General features: G+C 54.5%; 17 protein-coding genes and 1 tRNA gene. 10 read left to right on the top strand and 8 right to left on the bottom strand.

Features of this window, described 5'->3' with window-relative positions:
• The first annotated feature begins 11 nt into the window (after positions 1 to 11).
• The 3 genes from PO881_RS12975 (at position 12) to ompC (ending at position 5,033) form a co-directional block, all read left to right on the top strand.
• Entirely contained in the window at positions 12 to 2,144 is a 2,133-nt protein-coding gene (locus PO881_RS12975; RefSeq protein ID WP_280171897.1) for a type I secretion system permease/ATPase, read from the top strand.
• Positions 2,141 to 3,310: an HlyD family efflux transporter periplasmic adaptor subunit gene (locus PO881_RS12970; RefSeq protein WP_192411480.1), complete on the top strand. Its 1,170-nt coding sequence runs from the start codon at positions 2,141 to 2,143 to the stop codon at positions 3,308 to 3,310. The genes PO881_RS12975 and PO881_RS12970 overlap by 4 nt, the downstream gene beginning before the upstream one ends.
• A 598-nt stretch (positions 3,311 to 3,908) precedes the next feature.
• The gene (gene ompC / locus PO881_RS12965; RefSeq protein WP_101763675.1) at positions 3,909 to 5,033 is read left to right on the top strand and encodes a porin OmpC; all 1,125 of its coding nucleotides are present in this window, start codon (positions 3,909 to 3,911) and stop codon (positions 5,031 to 5,033) included.
• A 24-nt stretch (positions 5,034 to 5,057) separates the two neighbouring features.
• Here the strand turns inward: ompC and PO881_RS12960 are convergent, their stop codons facing one another.
• A complete protein-coding gene (locus PO881_RS12960) occupies positions 5,058 to 5,621 on the bottom strand; it encodes a TetR/AcrR family transcriptional regulator (RefSeq protein ID WP_192411481.1) in 564 nt (187 codons plus the stop codon).
• A 93-nt stretch (positions 5,622 to 5,714) separates the two neighbouring features.
• Between PO881_RS12960 and PO881_RS12955 the strand changes: the two genes are divergently transcribed.
• Positions 5,715 to 6,170 carry a nuclear transport factor 2 family protein gene (locus tag PO881_RS12955; RefSeq protein ID WP_280171896.1) on the top strand — a complete coding sequence of 152 codons (456 nt, stop codon included), beginning with the start codon at positions 5,715 to 5,717 and terminating at the stop codon, positions 6,168 to 6,170.
• A 3-nt stretch (positions 6,171 to 6,173) separates the two neighbouring features.
• Here the strand turns inward: PO881_RS12955 and PO881_RS12950 are convergent, their stop codons facing one another.
• Positions 6,174 to 6,332, bottom strand: coding sequence for a hypothetical protein (locus tag PO881_RS12950; protein ID WP_280171895.1), 159 nt, complete (start codon positions 6,330 to 6,332; stop codon positions 6,174 to 6,176).
• Between the two features lie 147 nt (positions 6,333 to 6,479).
• On the bottom strand, positions 6,480 to 6,593 hold the full coding sequence (locus PO881_RS12945; protein WP_192233297.1) for a response regulator: 114 nt from the start codon (positions 6,591 to 6,593) through the stop codon (positions 6,480 to 6,482).
• Between the two features lie 141 nt (positions 6,594 to 6,734).
• Here PO881_RS12945 and apbE point away from each other — a divergent pair, with 141 nt between their 5' ends.
• The 3 genes from apbE (at position 6,735) to PO881_RS12930 (ending at position 10,591) form a co-directional block, all read left to right on the top strand.
• Positions 6,735 to 7,772 carry an FAD:protein FMN transferase ApbE gene (gene apbE / locus PO881_RS12940; protein WP_280171894.1) on the top strand — a complete coding sequence of 346 codons (1,038 nt, stop codon included), beginning with the start codon at positions 6,735 to 6,737 and terminating at the stop codon, positions 7,770 to 7,772.
• A 10-nt stretch (positions 7,773 to 7,782) separates the two neighbouring features.
• Positions 7,783 to 8,424 (top strand): DNA oxidative demethylase AlkB, encoded by a 642-nt coding sequence (gene alkB, locus PO881_RS12935; RefSeq protein ID WP_280171893.1) that lies wholly within the window; start codon positions 7,783 to 7,785, stop codon positions 8,422 to 8,424.
• A gap of 514 nt (positions 8,425 to 8,938) precedes the next feature.
• Complete coding sequence (locus PO881_RS12930) at positions 8,939 to 10,591, top strand: multidrug ABC transporter permease/ATP-binding protein (RefSeq protein WP_280171892.1); 1,653 nt, start codon at positions 8,939 to 8,941, stop codon at positions 10,589 to 10,591.
• Positions 10,592 to 10,747: 156 nt separating this feature from the next.
• Here the strand turns inward: PO881_RS12930 and PO881_RS12925 are convergent, their stop codons facing one another.
• Positions 10,748 to 11,473, bottom strand: coding sequence for a 4'-phosphopantetheinyl transferase superfamily protein (locus PO881_RS12925; protein WP_280171891.1), 726 nt, complete (start codon positions 11,471 to 11,473; stop codon positions 10,748 to 10,750).
• 77 nt (positions 11,474 to 11,550) lie between these two features.
• Complete coding sequence (locus PO881_RS12920; protein ID WP_008105079.1) at positions 11,551 to 11,754, bottom strand: hypothetical protein; 204 nt, start codon at positions 11,752 to 11,754, stop codon at positions 11,551 to 11,553.
• Positions 11,755 to 12,045: 291 nt separating this feature from the next.
• Between PO881_RS12920 and PO881_RS12915 the strand changes: the two genes are divergently transcribed.
• Genes PO881_RS12915 through arsC form a run of 3 tightly spaced genes read left to right on the top strand, consistent with a single transcriptional unit; the run spans position 12,046 to position 14,135 of the window.
• Positions 12,046 to 12,366, top strand: coding sequence for a metalloregulator ArsR/SmtB family transcription factor (locus PO881_RS12915; protein ID WP_101763682.1), 321 nt, complete (start codon positions 12,046 to 12,048; stop codon positions 12,364 to 12,366).
• A gap of 41 nt (positions 12,367 to 12,407) precedes the next feature.
• Positions 12,408 to 13,697: an arsenic transporter gene (locus PO881_RS12910; protein ID WP_192411489.1), complete on the top strand. Its 1,290-nt coding sequence runs from the start codon at positions 12,408 to 12,410 to the stop codon at positions 13,695 to 13,697.
• Between the two features lie 12 nt (positions 13,698 to 13,709).
• A complete protein-coding gene (gene arsC / locus PO881_RS12905) occupies positions 13,710 to 14,135 on the top strand; it encodes a glutaredoxin-dependent arsenate reductase (protein WP_280171890.1) in 426 nt (141 codons plus the stop codon).
• 51 nt (positions 14,136 to 14,186) lie between these two features.
• On the opposite strand, the gene PO881_RS12900 is transcribed toward arsC, so the two are convergent.
• From PO881_RS12900 to PO881_RS12890, 3 genes are all read right to left on the bottom strand, one after another.
• Positions 14,187 to 14,263: transfer RNA gene (locus PO881_RS12900), tRNA-Pro, on the bottom strand.
• 70 nt (positions 14,264 to 14,333) lie between these two features.
• The gene (yejM, locus tag PO881_RS12895; RefSeq protein WP_101763685.1) at positions 14,334 to 16,088 is read right to left on the bottom strand and encodes an LPS biosynthesis-modulating metalloenzyme YejM; all 1,755 of its coding nucleotides are present in this window, start codon (positions 16,086 to 16,088) and stop codon (positions 14,334 to 14,336) included.
• 22 nt (positions 16,089 to 16,110) lie between these two features.
• On the bottom strand, positions 16,111 to 16,338 hold the full coding sequence (locus tag PO881_RS12890) for a YejL family protein (protein WP_036648480.1): 228 nt from the start codon (positions 16,336 to 16,338) through the stop codon (positions 16,111 to 16,113).
• Positions 16,339 to 16,433: the final 95 nt, after the last annotated feature.

The following is a 16,433-nucleotide window of genomic DNA, read 5'->3' as shown; positions in this document are numbered from 1 at the left end:
GGACAACAGGGATGACAGCACAATCCTTCAACAGCGACAACGGCATCGCGGCGATGCTGCGCGTGGCGGCACGCTTCGGTAAACCGGCGGACGGCAGCACGCTTCGCCAGCAGATGCGCTGGTTTCAACATCTGGCCCCGACGCAACAGTTAGAACGTTTAGCCCGGCTGTTAGGCCTGCATTTGATGCTGGTGCCGCACAGCAAACTGCGCTGGCGGCAGGAAATTGTGCCGGTATTGCTGCTGCTGGAAAACGGCAGCGTGGCGTTGATAGAAGAGGTGGATAGCAACGGTGGCGTACGTTACTGGCTGAGTGAAAGTGGCGATGTGGTGCGCGCAGGTCAGCTGCAGGATTTGCTCATGCAGGCCGACATACAGGTTGGCGTCGTTGGTGTGGCGGCGCGGGCGCGTGATGCGCGCATCGATGAGTTTGTGCAGCCTTATCAGCCGCACTGGTTCTGGCATCACTTTCGTGGCATGAAGCGGCGCATCGCGGAAATCAGCCTGGCCTCGCTGGTCGGCAACGTGCTGGCGCTGGCGGGCATTCTGTTTTCCATGCAGGTGTACGATCGGGTAATTCCGGCGCAGTCGCAGCCAACGTTGTGGGTGCTGTTCGCCGGCGTGGTGCTGGCGGCCGCCATTGAGTATCTGATTCGCCTGATGCGCACCCAGGTTTCTGATCTGATGGGCAAACGCATCGACCTGAAAATATCCGCCATGCTGTTCGCGCGGGCGATGAACATCCGCAACGAAGCGCGCCCACGTTCCACCGGCTCCTTTATTGCCCAACTGCGTGAAATTGATCAGGTCCGCGAGCTGCTGACCTCCACCACGGTGAATGCCGCCGCCGACTTGCCGTTTGTGCTGCTGTTTCTGCTGATCATGGCGTCGATTGGCGGTTGGCTGGTGCTGATTCCGTTACTGGCAATCCCGCTGATCGTCATTCCTGGCTTACTGGTGCAAATCCCGATGGCGCGTCTGGCGCAGGAAGGGTTGCGGGAAAGCGCGCTGCGTCAGGCGGTGCTGGTGGAAACCTTAGAAGGCGTCGAGGACATCAAAGCGCTGCAAGCGGAACCCTATTTTCAACGCCAGTGGGAGCAAACGCACGAAGTTAGCGCGGCCATCAGTAATCAGCAACGTTTGTGGGGTGCGCGCCTCACCGGTTGGTCGGCTAGCGTGCAGCAGCTCACCTATGCCGGCATGTTGGTGTTCGGCGTCTATCTGGTGCTCGACAATCAGATCACCACCGGCACGCTGGTGGCGTGCAGCTTGCTCTCATCACGCACCATCGCGCCGCTGATGCAGCTCACCATGGTGTTTTCGCGCTGGCAGCATGCCAAATCGGCGATGAAAGGGCTGGATGAACTGTTAAAGAAGCCGCTCGACCAACCCGATCACGGCACGCTGGCGCACTGTCCGGTGCTCAGCGGCCACTATCTGCTGCAAAATGTGCATTACCGCTACGAAGAGGAGAGCGGTAATAGCGTGCTCAACATTCCGCAGTTGCAGATCACGCCCGGCGAACGCGTGGCGATTCTCGGTAAAGTCGGCGCGGGCAAATCGACGCTGCTGAAGATGCTGGCCGGTCAGGCGCGCGCCAGCCAGGGCAAAGTGCTGGTGGACGGCGTCGATCTCACCTGCATCGATCCGGTCGATCTGCGGCGTCAGCTTGGCTGGCTGTCGCAGGATGCGCGGCTGTTTTTCGGCACGCTGCGCCAGAACCTGCTGCTCGGGAATCCGCACGCCAGCGAGCAGGAGATGCTGCAGGCGCTGCGCATTAGCGGCGCGTTAGCTTTGGTGCAGCAGGACGCCGCCAGCCTTGATCGCATTATTCATGAAGGCGGACGCGGCTTGTCCGGCGGCCAGCGGCAAATGGTGCTGCTCAGCCGGTTGATTCTGCGCCAGCCGCAGGTGGTTTTGCTGGACGAACCGACCGCGGCGATGGATGAACAGCTGGAAGCGCAGGTGATTCGTCAGCTGGCGCAATGGGTCACCGGGCGCACGCTGGTTCTGGTCACGCATCGTCCCGCGCTGCTGCGCATGGTTGATCGCATTATCGTGATGGATAACGGCCGCATCGTGGCCGATGGCGCGCGCGACGAGATTCTGCGTCACGCCGCCAGTAAAAAAGGAGATGCGGCATGAGCGTGGTGCTGTTGGATAAAGATCTGACGCGGCGTGAGCGTCGCACCTCGGCGATCATCTGGCTGTGCGTGGTGGCGCTGCTGCTATTTCTGCTGTGGGCGTACTTTGCGGTGCTGGACGAAGTCACGGTCGGCATCGGCAAAGTCACGCCTTCCAGCCGCGCGCAGATCATTGATAGCCTTGATGGCGGCATCGTCAAACAGCTCAATGTGCACGAGGGCAATATCGTGCAGCGCGGCGAGGTGCTGGCAACACTCGATCCCACGCGCTTTCAAACCAACTTTGGTGAGGCGATTGCGCGGGTGCGCACGCTGCGTGCCTCCTCTGAACGTTTACAGGCCGAGCTCAGCGACACGCCGCTGAAGTTCAGCGCCGATATCCTGCAACATCCCGAACTGGTGGCGCGCGAAACGCAGCTCTATCAGGCGCGGCGGCAGAATTTTGTCGAGACCATCGGCAATTTACAGCAATCTCTTGCGCTGGTGCAGGCAGAACTCAACGTGACGGAGCCGCTGATGCTGCGCGGCGCGGCGGGCAAGGTGGATGTGATTCGCCTGCGTCGCCAGGTTAGCGATCTGCGCGGCAAAATCGACGAAGCGCGCAACGATTATTACGTGCGCGCCCATGAAGAGCAGGTGAAGAACAATGGTGAGCTGGATGCGCAGCTGCAGGTGGCGGCAGGGAAGCAGGATCTGCTGACGCGCACTACGCTGATTTCGCCGGTGCGCGGCATTGTGAAGGATGTGCGCGTCACCACCGTGGGCGGCGTGCTGGAGCCGGGTGGCAAGCTGATGGAGATTGTGCCGCTGGAGGATCAATTGCTGATTGAGACGCGCATCAATCCACGCGATATCGGCTATATCCGGCCGGGTTTACCCGCGGTGGTGAAGATCACCGCCTACGACGCGTCGATTTATGGCGATCTGCACGGGGAAGTCGAAACCGTTTCGCCTGATACGCTGCAGGACGAGGTGCGGCACGACGAGTTTTACTATCGCGTCTATGTGCGCACGCAAAAAGCCGAGCTGACCAATAAAAGCGGACGCAGATTCGCCATCATGCCCGGCATGGTGGCGAATGTTGAGATTAAAACCGGTCAGAAAACCGTGATGGATTATTTGCTTAAGCCGCTGAATAAAGCCAGGGAATCACTGCGTGAGCGTTAACAATATGCACCGGCTATTATTGCAGCGATCTTTGTTACGTGCCGAAATTAACATTGCCGATTTAAGGCTATGAATTGAACAAAATGTGCGAAAAGAGACAAATAATGCGCGGCAGTTATTGTGGTTAATTTAACCCGTGTAATTAACTTTACGCAATATAATGCGATGTCTGAATTGCGGGCAAAAAAATGCCGGACCATCTGGTCCGGCGGGAAATTAGGGTAAATCAAAACATTCGGGGTGAATGAAGGTAATAATGAAATAAATGATGATAGCGGAGATAATTGTATGCTCTGGATGGGTTTGAGTTTTGTCATTCAGTGCGGAAATGTAACTCATGTAATTTGATGTTTTTAAACAATTAAAATATGTGTTGTCAAAAAGTGCTATATTTTTTACCTATCTGTGCTGGTTATTAGTTCCCCTGAATTTACATCCTGAAATAACTATTTAATATACTGAAACAGTTTTGGAAATTTAGTAGCATTTTCGTGATAGATTATTGCCCAACATAAAATAACAATGGCTTGCCGGCTGAATTTTTAATCATTCAGTTCGCAGTGGCAAAAATAAAGGCACATTAAAGAGGGTAATAAAAATGAAACGTCGCGTTCTCTCCCTGATGATTCCTGCATTGCTGGTGGCAGGATCAGCAAGCGCAGCTGAAATTTACAATAAAGATGGCAACAAATTAGACCTCTACGGCAAAGTGGACGGTCTGCATTATTTCTCTGATAACTCTGGCTCAGACGGTGACCAGTCTTACCTGCGTTTTGGCTTCAAAGGTGAAACTCAGGTGACCGATCAGCTGACCGGTTACGGCCAGTGGGAATACCAGGCTGCACTGAACACCGCAGAAAGCGAAGGCACCGCGAACAGCTATACGCGTGTTGGTTTTGCCGGTCTGAAATTTGGTGATGCGGGTTCATTCGATTACGGCCGTAACTACGGCGTGATGTACGATCTCGGCGCATGGACTGACGTTCTGCCAGAGTTCGGTGGCGATACCTACGGCGCGGACAACTTCCTGTTCCAGCGCAGCAACGGCCTCGCAACCTATCGTAATACCAACTTCTTCGGTTTAGTCGATGGCTGGAACTTCGCGGTTCAGTATCAAGGCAAAAACGATAACCCAACCGAATCTACTGGCTCTGGTCGTGATGTGTTGGGCGAGAACGGTGACGGCTACGGCCTGAGCACCACTTACGATCTGGGTTCAGGTTTCGGTATTGGTGCAGCGATGTTCCAGTCTGACCGTACCAATAACCAGAACGGTAACAATCCACGTACCGCCAACATCCTGGGTCGCGGTGATAAAGCCGAAGCTTACAGCGGTGCGCTGAAGTATGACGCTAACAATGTTTACCTGGCCGCAATGTACAGCCGTTCATACAACGCGACGCGTTTCGGCGCCAGCGATAGCGGCACCGTTTACGGTTACGCCAACAAAGCGGATAACTGGGAATTGGTGGCACAGTACCAGTTCGACTTCGGCCTGCGTCCATCTCTGGCGTTTGTCTCTTCTCGCGGCTCTGACATCGAAGGTTACGGCAGCCAGAACCTGAAGAAATACATTGATGTAGGCGCAACTTACTACTTCAACAAAAACATGTCGACCTACGTTGATTACCAGATCAACCTGCTGGACGACAACAACTTCACCGACGCAGCCGGTATCAATACCGATGACGTCGTAGCACTGGGCTTGGTTTACCAGTTCTAAGGGTGATGGAGCGTGACTTGCCGGTCACGCTCCCGTTTTCAGCAGCGCATCCAGCGCGGCACGCAGCACGTCGACCACCCGTTCCGCCTCCTCGCCAATCTGTACCTGCACAATCGCGCCCTCAACCAGCAACACAATCTGCGCCGTTTTGACCTGCTGATCGGGCATCAACTTGTCGCTGATCGCCTGCGCCATCTCACGCTTATGTTGACGAATCAGTTCGCTGGCTTCTGCTAACGTGTCGCCCAGCTCCGCAGCGGTATTGATAAACGCACAGCCGCGATAATCGTCATCCCTGAACCAGCTCAGTAACGCCGCGGGCAGCGCATCGATCAATGCCGCATGTGGATTCAGCGCATGGCGAAACGCCAGCATCCAGCGCTGATGGCGCTGCTGTAAAAACGCCAGCACCAGCGCATTCTTCGCCGGAAAGTGACGATAGAAAGTCACTTTGGTCACGCCCGCTTGCGCAATCACCTTATCCACGCCGGTGGCGCGAATGCCTTGTTGGTAAAACAGCTGCTGCGCGCATAGCAAGATACGATCGCGCGCGGAGGCGGTGGCATCAAAGATCAGAGGCTCAAGCATAAAAATTCCTGCGTTTGTATGTAGACAGAATTGTCTACATACGGCAGGATGAATCAAGTAGACAGACCTGTCTACATAATAGGGGGAAATAACATGCTGGTGCCACCGTTCAATCAACAAACCGCATTACAGAAAGTCCGCATGGCGGAAGATGCCTGGAACAGCTGCGATGCGCAGCGTGTTTCGCGGGTGTACAGCGAAGATACGCGCTGGCGCAATCGCAGTGAATTCGTCAATGGACGCGCAGAAGTCGTGACTTTCCTGCAACGTAAGTGGATAAAAGAGTTGGATTATCGACTGATCAAAGAGTTATGGGCGTGGCATGAAGATAAGCTGGCGGTGCGCTTTGCCTATGAATGGCATGATGACAGCGGTAACTGGTTTCGCAGCTATGGCAATGAGAACTGGTACTTTGGTGCCGATGGTTTGATGATTCAGCGATTCGCCTGCATCAACGATCTGCCGATCAGCGCAGATCAGCGTCTGTTCTACTGGCCAGCCGGCACGCGCCCGGACGATCATCCGGGCCTGAGTGAGTTGGGACTGTAGCGGTTACTGCATACCGCGCCATTTTTTGGCTTTGGGCGCCGGTTGCGGCGGCGGGTTGGTGATGGTGCTCAGGCTGCCTTCCATCGCGACACCCGCCAGCGTAAAGGCCGAGAAGCTCAGCCAGTGCTGCCATTTACTGTTTTGTGTTTTGCTATTTTCCATTCTGCACCTCGCTGAAGTTCAACTCATCTTCAACAATGCAGCATTCATGCCAGCGCACCGCTCTCAACGCCACGCGGCTTGCAGCGACTTTGCTACACTGCGCCAGCGCTGAAGCGGTGCAGAAGGGTGATTTTCTGGTGCAATAATTTAACGTCGGCGTGCAGGATAGTGCTGAATCAGGCGATGGCGGTACGTCTGCCAACATTTGAAACTGCCATAAATAAACAGCCCGGCGGTTACGGCAATAATCATATAAATCATCTGATGCTCCTGTAGGCATAACGTTGCAGGAACCAGTTATCCTGTGTCAGCGTTTATCGAACATCAAGCAGCTTTAGACTGCTTTACAAGCGAGTTATGCTTTGTAATTGGCTGTAGTAATGGGTTACAGATGAGGAATTGATGCGTTTTCAGAACATTCTGCTAATTAGCCTGCTGGCATTAGGACTCAGCGGTTGCGAAAAAAACAGCAGCCAACCCGCGATGGTGCTTGAAGGCAAAACCATGGGCACCGTGTGGCGCGTCAGCGTCGCCGGCGTTGATCCGCAGCGTAAAGCGGCGTTGCAACAGCTGATCCAGCAACAGCTGGATCGCGATGACGGCGAACTCTCGACGTGGAAAAGCGATTCGGTGCTGTCGCACTTTAATCAGTATCAAGGCAACGCACCGCAGCCGGTAAGCGCTGACATGGCGGACATCGTCACTGAAGCGCTGCGAATCGGGCATAAAACGTCGGGTGCGATGGATATCACCGTGGGCCCGCTGGTCAATCTGTGGGGTTTTGGCCCGACGAAGCAACCGGCGCATACCCCCAGCGAGGCAGAAATCGCTGCCGCTAAAGCGCTGACCGGCTTGCAGCATCTGCGCGTGATTCAGGGCGTGGACGGTCAATGGCTGCAGAAAGATCTGCCCGGCTTGTATGTCGATCTCTCCACCATGGGCGAAGGCTATGCCACCGATCATCTGGCGCGTCTGATGGAGCAGCAAGGCATCACTGATTATCTGGTTTCAGTGGGCGGCGCAGTATTGAGCCGTGGCGTCAATGCCAATCAGCAGCCGTGGCGCGTGGCGATCCAAAAACCCACCGATCGCGAAAACGCGGTGGAAGCGCGCGTCGATCTGCAAGGGCACGGCATTAGCACCTCCGGCAGCTATCGCAACTATTATGAACTGGATGGCAAACGCATTTCGCACGTCATCGATCCGACTACCGGAAGACCGATTAAGCACAAGCTGGTGTCGGCAACGGTGATAGCCACCACCGCGCTGGAAGCGGATGGCTGGGATACCGGTTTGATGGTGCTCGGCAGCGAACGCGCTAAAGCGTTAGCGGTGAAAGAGCATCTGGCGGTCTATTTGATCAGCAAGCAGGGCGACGGTTTTACTCACTGGATGTCGCCGCAGTTTAAAACCTTCCTCATCGATCAGGCATCTCAATAAGGAGGCGCACATGCTGGATTTATTTAGTGACGAAGCGCCGTGGCAGGAACCGCTGGCGGATGGCGCGGTGATTCTGCGACGTCGCGCTCGCGAACAGGCCGATGCGCTGCTGGGGGCGATTCACGACATCGCCGCGAAAAATCCCTTTGCCCATCGCATCACGCCCGGCGGCCATCGCATGTCGGTGGCGATGACCAACTGTGGTGATTTTGGCTGGTCCACCGATTCGCGCGGCTATCAATATACCGAGCAAGACAGCAACAGCGGACACCATTGGCCGCCGATGCCCGCGCTGTTCCGCGAGTTGGCGCAGCAAACCGCGCGCGAAGCGGGCTTTGGCGGTTTCAACCCGGATGCCTGCCTGATTAACCGCTATGAACCCGGCGCAAAACTGACGCTGCATCAGGATAAAGATGAGAAGGATCTGCGCCAGCCGATTGTGTCGGTTTCGCTGGGATTGCCTGCGGTATTCCAGTTCGGCGGTTTCGAACGCGGCGATGCTACCCAGCGCGTGCTGCTGGAACATGGCGATATCGTGGTGTGGGGCGGGCCATCGCGCCTGCGTTATCACGGCATTCTGCCGCTCAAACCTGGCATTCATCCGCAGGCAGGCGCTTTCCGTTTCAACCTGACTTTCCGCCGCGCATTTTAGGCATTTTTGTGGCGGCGCAATTTATTGCGTAATACATGTTAGTTAAGCCAGTGATGAGGGCGCTGGCCGGTGCCACTTTTGGGCCGGCGGTCCTCGCGCCGCTAGCGCGGTTCCTTCACTTCGTTCGTCTGCCTGACGGACCGGCGGAGACGGGACTTCCATGTCCCGGCTCCGCCTTTCGCCCGCATCCTGCGGGCTCTCCTGGCTTCCTCGCTTCGTTCAACGCTGCGGATTGCCGGCCCAAAAGCGGCCCCGGCCTGCTCATCAACTTCAGTGCTTATTACTGAAAAGGGCTCATTTGCCAGAGGCGCAGACGTGTCAGAGCCCGCACAGATAATGCCTTTTCAAAACAAAATACCTTCTTATCTGACAAGCATTTCGCAATAAATCGCGCTGCTACAAACTAGCGGCAAGCAACACTGTGCTCAGGCAACTATGGCATGAGAATTATTCTTGCTATCAGCCAAGGCGACATTAAACTGCAGGCTGCTTTATTGACCGCTGGAACCCTTTGATGGCATTGCTGCAAGTCGTTTTTCGCCAGTACCGCTGGCCTTTTATTGGCGTCATTCTTCTTACATTGTTAAGCGCCGTGCTTGGTATTGGTTTGATTGCCTATATCAATAATGAGCTGATTGTCGCGGTGAATACTTCGATTTCGGTGCTGCCGAGTTTCCTTGGCCAGCTGTTCCTGCTAATGGCGGTGACGCTCGGCTCCCAGCTGGCGCTGACTATGCTCGGCCATCACTTTGTCTGGCGGCTGCGCGGCGAATTCATCAAACGGATTCTTGATACGCGCGTGGAGCGCATCGAACAGATTGGCAATGCCCAACTGCTGGCCGGTCTCACCAGCGATGTGCGCGCCATCACCATCGCCTTCGTGCGTTTACCCGAGCTGATTCAGGGCATCATTATTACGCTCGGTTCGGCGCTTTATCTCGCCTGGCTCTCGCCAAAAATGCTGTTGATCACCTGCCTGTGGCTGGTAGTGACGCTGATTGGCGGCTGGCTGCTGGTATCACGCGTTTATCAGCACATGGCTAAGCTGCGTGAAATCGAAGATGACCTGTATCGCGATTTCCAGACCATTATCGAAGGGCGTAAAGAGCTGCAGCTTAACCGCGAACGTGCGCAGCTTATTTACGACAGCGTTTATCAGGAGAATGCCAAAAGCTATCGCCACCACATCGTGCGCGCCGATACCTTCCACCTCAGCGCGGTGAACTGGTCGAATATCATGATGCTCGGCGCGATTGGCATCGTGTTCTTTATGGCGAACGGGCTGGGCTGGGCAAATACGGCGGTGGCGGCAACTTATTCGCTGACGCTGCTGTTCCTGCGCACACCGCTGTTGGCGGCGGTCGGCGCCTTGCCGACGCTGCTCAGCGCGCAGGTGGCGTTTCGCAAGCTCAACAGGTTTGAACTGGCGCCCTATGAAGAAACGTTCAAGGCGCTGCCAAAAGTCAGCGACTGGCAAACGCTGGAGCTGCGCGACGTCTGCTTCCACTACGGCGAGCACGGATTCCAGGTTGGGCCGATCAATTTGACGCTACGCCGCGGCGAGCTGGTGTTCCTGATTGGCGGCAACGGCAGCGGAAAATCGACGCTGGCGATGCTGCTCACCGGCCTCTATCAGCCGCAATCGGGCAGTTTGCTGCTGGATGGCAAGGTGGTGGATTGGCAAAACCTCGATGCTTATCGCAAACATTTCTCGGCGGTGTTTACTGACGTGCATCTGTTTGATCGCCTCATCGGCGATCAAGGGCAGCCAGCCAATCCTGCGCTGGTGCAGCAGTGGCTGGAGCGTCTGAAGATGCAGGACAAGCTCAAGCTGGAAGGCAACAGAGTGCTTAATCTGCAACTGTCGAAAGGGCAGAGCAAACGTCTGGCGCTGCTGCTGGCAGCCGCCGAAGAGCGCGATATTCTGTTACTCGACGAATGGGCGGCGGATCAGGATCCGCATTTCCGTCGCATCTTCTATCGTGAGCTGCTGCCGTGGTTACAGGAATCGGGTAAAACGGTGTTCGCTATTAGTCATGACGATCACTACTTTATTCACGCCGATCGCTTGCTGGAGATGCGCGAAGGTCAACTAAGTGAGTTAACCGGTAACGAACGCGAGATGGCAACGCTGGATGCGGTGCAACGTACCGATACCGGCCATTAACGCCAGCCGGGAAAGCTTAGCAAAAACCCTTATTGGGCAAGAAGTTGCGGAGTGAGTATAGTCACTCCCAGCAGAAATCCTCGTTTCTGCGTCCCTGGAACACTTTTCTGTCGTCTTGTGTTGTCACCGGCTCAGGTTTATTTCTGAGCCGGTTTTTTATTTTGTCGGGAGCGGATGCGTCAGCAGCGTAATCACGCGATCTCCAGCCAGCCAAAAACGCGCCTGCAGCAGCGCTTTGGTGGTGAAATACGCATCAAAATCCTGACACAACCGCAGCGTTGCGCGGCCTTGCTGCACGTCCAGTTCCAGCACTTCCGCCTGAAGAAAATCCATTGGCTGATGCAATTGCGGCCACAGCGCTTTGTACACACTCTCTTTCAATGAAAACAGCAGTGTAGCGGCTTGGGCAAAGGGCATAGGCCGCGCCAGCAGGCGCTGTTTTTCCGCCGGGCTCATCAACATCCCAGCGGTTTCATCGGCGGTTTCCTCCGCCATAATCTGCTCAACATCCACACCCACGCACAGTGGCTCGCGCGTCGCAGCCATCACCGCAACGCTGTGCGTATGCGACAGCGACGCCTGAATGCCGGCGGGCCACAACGGTGAACGATCGGGCGCATTACACAACACAAAGTGCGGTAAACCGAAGTGCGCAAAGTTTTGCTGCACCAGCCAGCGACTCGCCAGATGCTCGGCTTTGCGTTTCGTCACCGCGCTCTGTAGCGACACGGGCAGCGGCAGTTGCCACGCCTGGTGCAATTCAGCATGCCAGTGATGTTGATCGAATTCGCACCAGGCGATCGGCAATGTATCCAGCGACATGCCAGCAGCGCGGATAAACGGGGAAGAGGGCAGGGCAAGCGGCGTTTCAAAGGCGAACATAAAAAATCACGGCTGACGGAAAACGTAGTTTTACCAGCCAGCCGGATGGAGAGCAAGCCAAAGGGGCTCGCCTACTTTTAGTTATTTGGCGGAATAGCCATGCCTTTAATCTGCACCACGAAGTGCTGATGGCCTTTGGTGATGCGCGCACCGCGATCGCACCAGCGCGAGGCGAGACGGAAGAAATCGTCGCTGCCGATATCGTAAGCCAGTTCAACTTTATTGATACCCGAGTGCAGGAGTTCTTCCGCATCCTGCAGGTTTTTTGCTTTGATGACCATAATGGTTTCCATCGAAAAAACAAGAGCCATAAGAGTAAGAGAAGTCTGTGACAGTTTTGTTTCAAATTGATGAAGCGCTGTCATATTTATCCAGAAATGTGATCTGGCTCGGTTTGGGTTTCTTTCGGTAACTTACTGATTAAAAACCAATAATCAGCAATTCTTTGGCGATAATCTGATAATGCTTTATTGCATGGAAAACATATGAAATCGCCAGACTTTATATTCTGCCTTTACTTTCAACACATATGAATTACCATATGTAATAGATTTTTACTGGAACCTGGCCCAATGCTTCCTGTTCAACTTTTCAAGCTGCTTGCCGACGAAACGCGTACGACGATCGTTTTATTATTACGAGAGGCCGGAGAGCTGTGTGTCTGCGATCTCTGCACCGTTACCCAACAATCACAGCCAAAGATTTCACGCCACATTGCCTTGCTGCGCGATGCTGAGCTGATTCTGGATCGACGTGAAGGCAAGTGGATTCACTATCGTCTTTCTCCGCATATGCCGGCATGGGCTGCATCGATTATCGATACGGCCTGGAATAGCCAGCGTGAGGAAGTGCGTGAGTCGCTGAAGAACGCCGCTGCTACGGGTTGTGAATAATCATTAAACACATTCGATTATTCGAATGCATTGGAGGCGTGATGTTTCTGGCAGGCGCAATATTTGTTTTGACCATCGTGTTTGTCATCTGGCAGCCGCGCGGCCTGAGCATTGGCTGGACAGCAACGATAGGGGCTTTACTGGCGCTGGTGACCGGCGTTATCCCGTTAAACGATATTCCCGCGGTGTGGCATATCGTCTGGAATGCGACAGCGGCTTTTATCGCCGTCATTATCATCAGCCTGTTGCTGGACGAATCCGGTTTTTTTGAGTGGTGCGCTTTGCACGTAGCGCGCTGGGGAAGTGGGCGAGGGCGGCTGCTTTTCACCTATATCGTGTTGCTCGGTGCATGCGTTGCCGCGCTTTTCGCCAATGATGGTGCGGCTCTGATATTGACGCCGATCGTCATCGCAATGCTGCTGGCACTGGGCTTTAGTAAAGGTGCAACGCTGGCTTTCGTCATGGCAGCAGGATTTATCGCCGATACCGCGAGTTTGCCGCTGATCGTATCCAATCTGGTTAACATCGTTTCCGCAGATTTCTTCAAATTGGGATTCAACGCTTACGCGGCGGTGATGGTTCCGGTTGATATTGCCGCTATTATCACCACGCTGATAGTGCTGCACCTTTTCTTTCGCAAAGACATTCCCGCCAGCTATGAGGTTTCACGCCTCAAACTACCAGATGAAGCCATAAAAGATCCCGCTACCTTTAAAGCCGGTTGGCTGGTGCTGTTGTTGCTATTGGTGGGATTTTTCCTGCTGGAGCCGCTGGGCATTCCAGTCAGTGCTATCGCCGCACTGGGCGCCTTAATTCTGTTTATCGTTGCCAAAAGAGGTCAGGCGATTAACATCGGTAAAGTGTTACGCAATGCGCCCTGGCAGATCGTGATTTTTTCGCTCGGCATGTACCTGGTAGTTTATGGCCTTAAAAATGCTGGGCTGACGCAACATCTCACTGACTTACTCAACCTCATTGCCAGCCACGGCTTATGGGCCGCCACCTTGGGTACCGGTTTGGTGACGGCGCTGCTTTCTTCAGTAATGAATAATATGCCAACGGTGCTGATTGGTGCGCTGTCGATTGATGCCAGCAGCGCGCAGGGCGTGATAAAGGAAGCGATGATTTATGCCAATGTTATTGGTTGCGACCTGGGGCCAAAAATTACGCCGATTGGCAGTCTCGCCACGTTGCTATGGCTGCACGTACTCGACCAGAAGAACATCAACATTAGCTGGGGTTATTACTTCCGCGTGGGTGTCGTGATGACCTTGCCCGTGCTGTTCGTCACCCTTAGCGCGCTGGCCCTGCGCCTGACGTTGTCCCATTAAGAAGAGAGCACCATGACTGACATCACCATTTATCACAATCCCGCTTGCGGCACTTCGCGCAACACGCTGGCGTTAATACGCAATAGCGGCGTTGAACCTACCGTTATTCTTTATCTTGAGACGCCGCCAAATCGTGAGCAACTTAAGGCGTTGATTAGCGCGCTGGGGATCGATGCGCGCGCTTTATTACGCAAAAATGTCGAACCCTACGAAAAATTGGGTTTGGCTGAAGAGCGTTTTAGTGACGAGCAACTCATCGAGGCGATGTTGAATTATCCCATCCTGATTAACCGTCCGATTGTTGTCTCCCCGCTGGGAACGCGTTTGTGCCGGCCTTCAGAAGCCGTGCTCGATATTCTTCCCGATGCGCAGCAGGGCGAATTCAGAAAGGAGGATGGTGAGAAGGTGATAGATAAGCAGGGTAATCGAATCGTTTAGACCGAATTAGAAACAATAAAAAAGCAGCCATAAGGCTGCTTTTTTGGATTTTGGTCGGCACGAGAGGATTTGAACCTCCGACCCCGGACACCCCATGACCGTGCGCTACCAGGCTGCGCTACGTGCCGAACGTGGAAGAATATTACTGTTTCTACGCACGATTGCAATATGAGCCGCATTTAACTGCCTCATAATTAATCAGTTTGCGACGAAACGCTTCTCTTCCGTCAGCACCTGCAGTAACAACGCCAGCTGCGGTTTATGATCTTTCAGTTTGTTACCCTGTGCATCGTAAGCGCTGTAGCTGCCATTGTTATTCAGCACCAGCGTCACGGTTGGCGTGGTCACTACCAGCTTGCCATCTTCGCTGCTCGCCACCCAATCGTGGCTGCGTTGCGCGGCAAACAGATCTTCACCCTGCGAGAAGTTAGCGGGATTGGTGCGCACGTGCAGCAGGCGCTGCATCAGCGTGGTCATCACATCCTGCTGATCGGTCAGACGATCGATGGTTTGCGCTGGCGTATTCGGCCAATGCACCACCAGCGGCACCTGTAACGTCGCACGGTTACCTGGATTGTCATCGTTGCTATCCAGATTGACCGCACGCTGCGCCGTGATCACCACCACGGTATTTTTCAGCAAATCGCGATCCTGCAAGGTTTGCAGCACCGCCTTAATCTGCTCATCGACACCGCTTGCCTGACGCGTATAGCTTCGCTGGCGCGCTTTTAGGTTGTCGCCATTGACCGTCACACCGTTAAGGGCAATCCACGAGAACCACGGCGCATTGTTTGATTTGTGGCCATTGAGCCAGTTCTGCCACTGCGTCACCGTGGTGCTATTCGGTTGGGTATCGGCCTGCGGCAGCGAGTAATCGGCTAATAAAGCCTGACGATACAGCGGTTGGCTGAAGCCGTCCGATGAGAACAAGCCAAACTGATAGCCTTGCGCGTTCAGCGCATTCAGCAGCACGGAAGGCGTACGCGACGCTAACACGCCATCCATATAGCTGGAAGAGATGCCGTAGAACAGGCCAAATAAGCCTTTTTCCGGCTGTAGCCCCGCGCTGAAGTGCTGGGTGAAGCGCACGTTCTCACTGGCGAATTGATGAAGCGACGGCAGCGCTTTTTCCACCGTGGCGTTGTTCAGACCATCAACGGTTAGCACCAGCAGATTGTGGCGCGTACCGCCATCGCGGAAGGTAATGTCACTCAGTGGATACTGCACTGACAACGCTTCCGGATCACCCTGTTGCACCAGACGGCGCTGATACTCTTGCGCATCCAGCAAACCGTGACGCTCAAGGAAGCGACGCGCGGTCATTGGATAGGAGAGCGGCAGGTTGGCGCGCTGCATGGTAATTGGGCGATAGAAATTGGCATCGGCCCAGATATAGAGCAGATGACTGGCGAAGAAGGCGCTGATAAACAGCGCAGCCAGCGGCTTACCGAACGAGCGCCGATTAAGGCTGCGCAGCTTTTGCCAGCTCCAGGTCGCGAACAGCATTTCGACGAGGAAAATCAGCGGCACGCTGATAAACATCAGCTGCCAGTCGCGCGCCATCTCGCTTTGATCAGGGTTTATCACCAGCTCCCACACCACCGGATTGAGGTGCAAGTGGAAGCGGCTGAACACCGCGCTGTCGACCATAATCAACGTCAGCCCGGCGGTGGCGACAATCGCCGACAACACCCTAAGCAATCGCTGTGACATCACCACGAAAGTGAGCGGGAAGATGATCAGCAGATAACCGGCGAAGACGATGAAACTGAAATGACCGATCCAGCTGGTATAGGCATAGATACGTCCCGCGAGTGACGCGGGCCAGTCGGCGACCAACAGGTAGCGGCTGCCTAAAATTAACGCGAAGATAATATTAAACAGGGCAAACCAATGCCCCCAGCTGATCATCTGGGAGACTTTTTCACGGTAGCGCTGCCGGTTGGTTACCATATTATGAGGTCAAATCTGCATATTAATGAGCGTTATCATCGCGTACGGATGACTGCAACGCATCCGCGAAAGATCGAGCCAGTGTGCGGCGTTGAGCCGGTGAAACGCTGGTATTGATCAAATTAGTTACCATGTTACCCAATACCATCAGGGAAAGGTCGGTTGGCGCTTTGTCTTTTTCAAGAATCTGCGCCATCTCTGCGAGGAGCTTTTCCACGCGTTCGTCACTGTAACGGGATGATTGTGGCATATCGTCGTCTAATCAAGGGTGAAAAGGCGGTATATTACCGTAACAACGCATTTTTTTCCGCAATTTTATCGCAAGCAGAGCGATCAGTTTGTGCT

It is taken from the genome of Pantoea sp. SS70 (assembly GCF_029866845.1).
GTDB lineage: Bacteria > Pseudomonadota > Gammaproteobacteria > Enterobacterales > Enterobacteriaceae > Pantoea > Pantoea leporis.
This window is presented reverse-complemented; position numbering and strand designations above follow the sequence as displayed.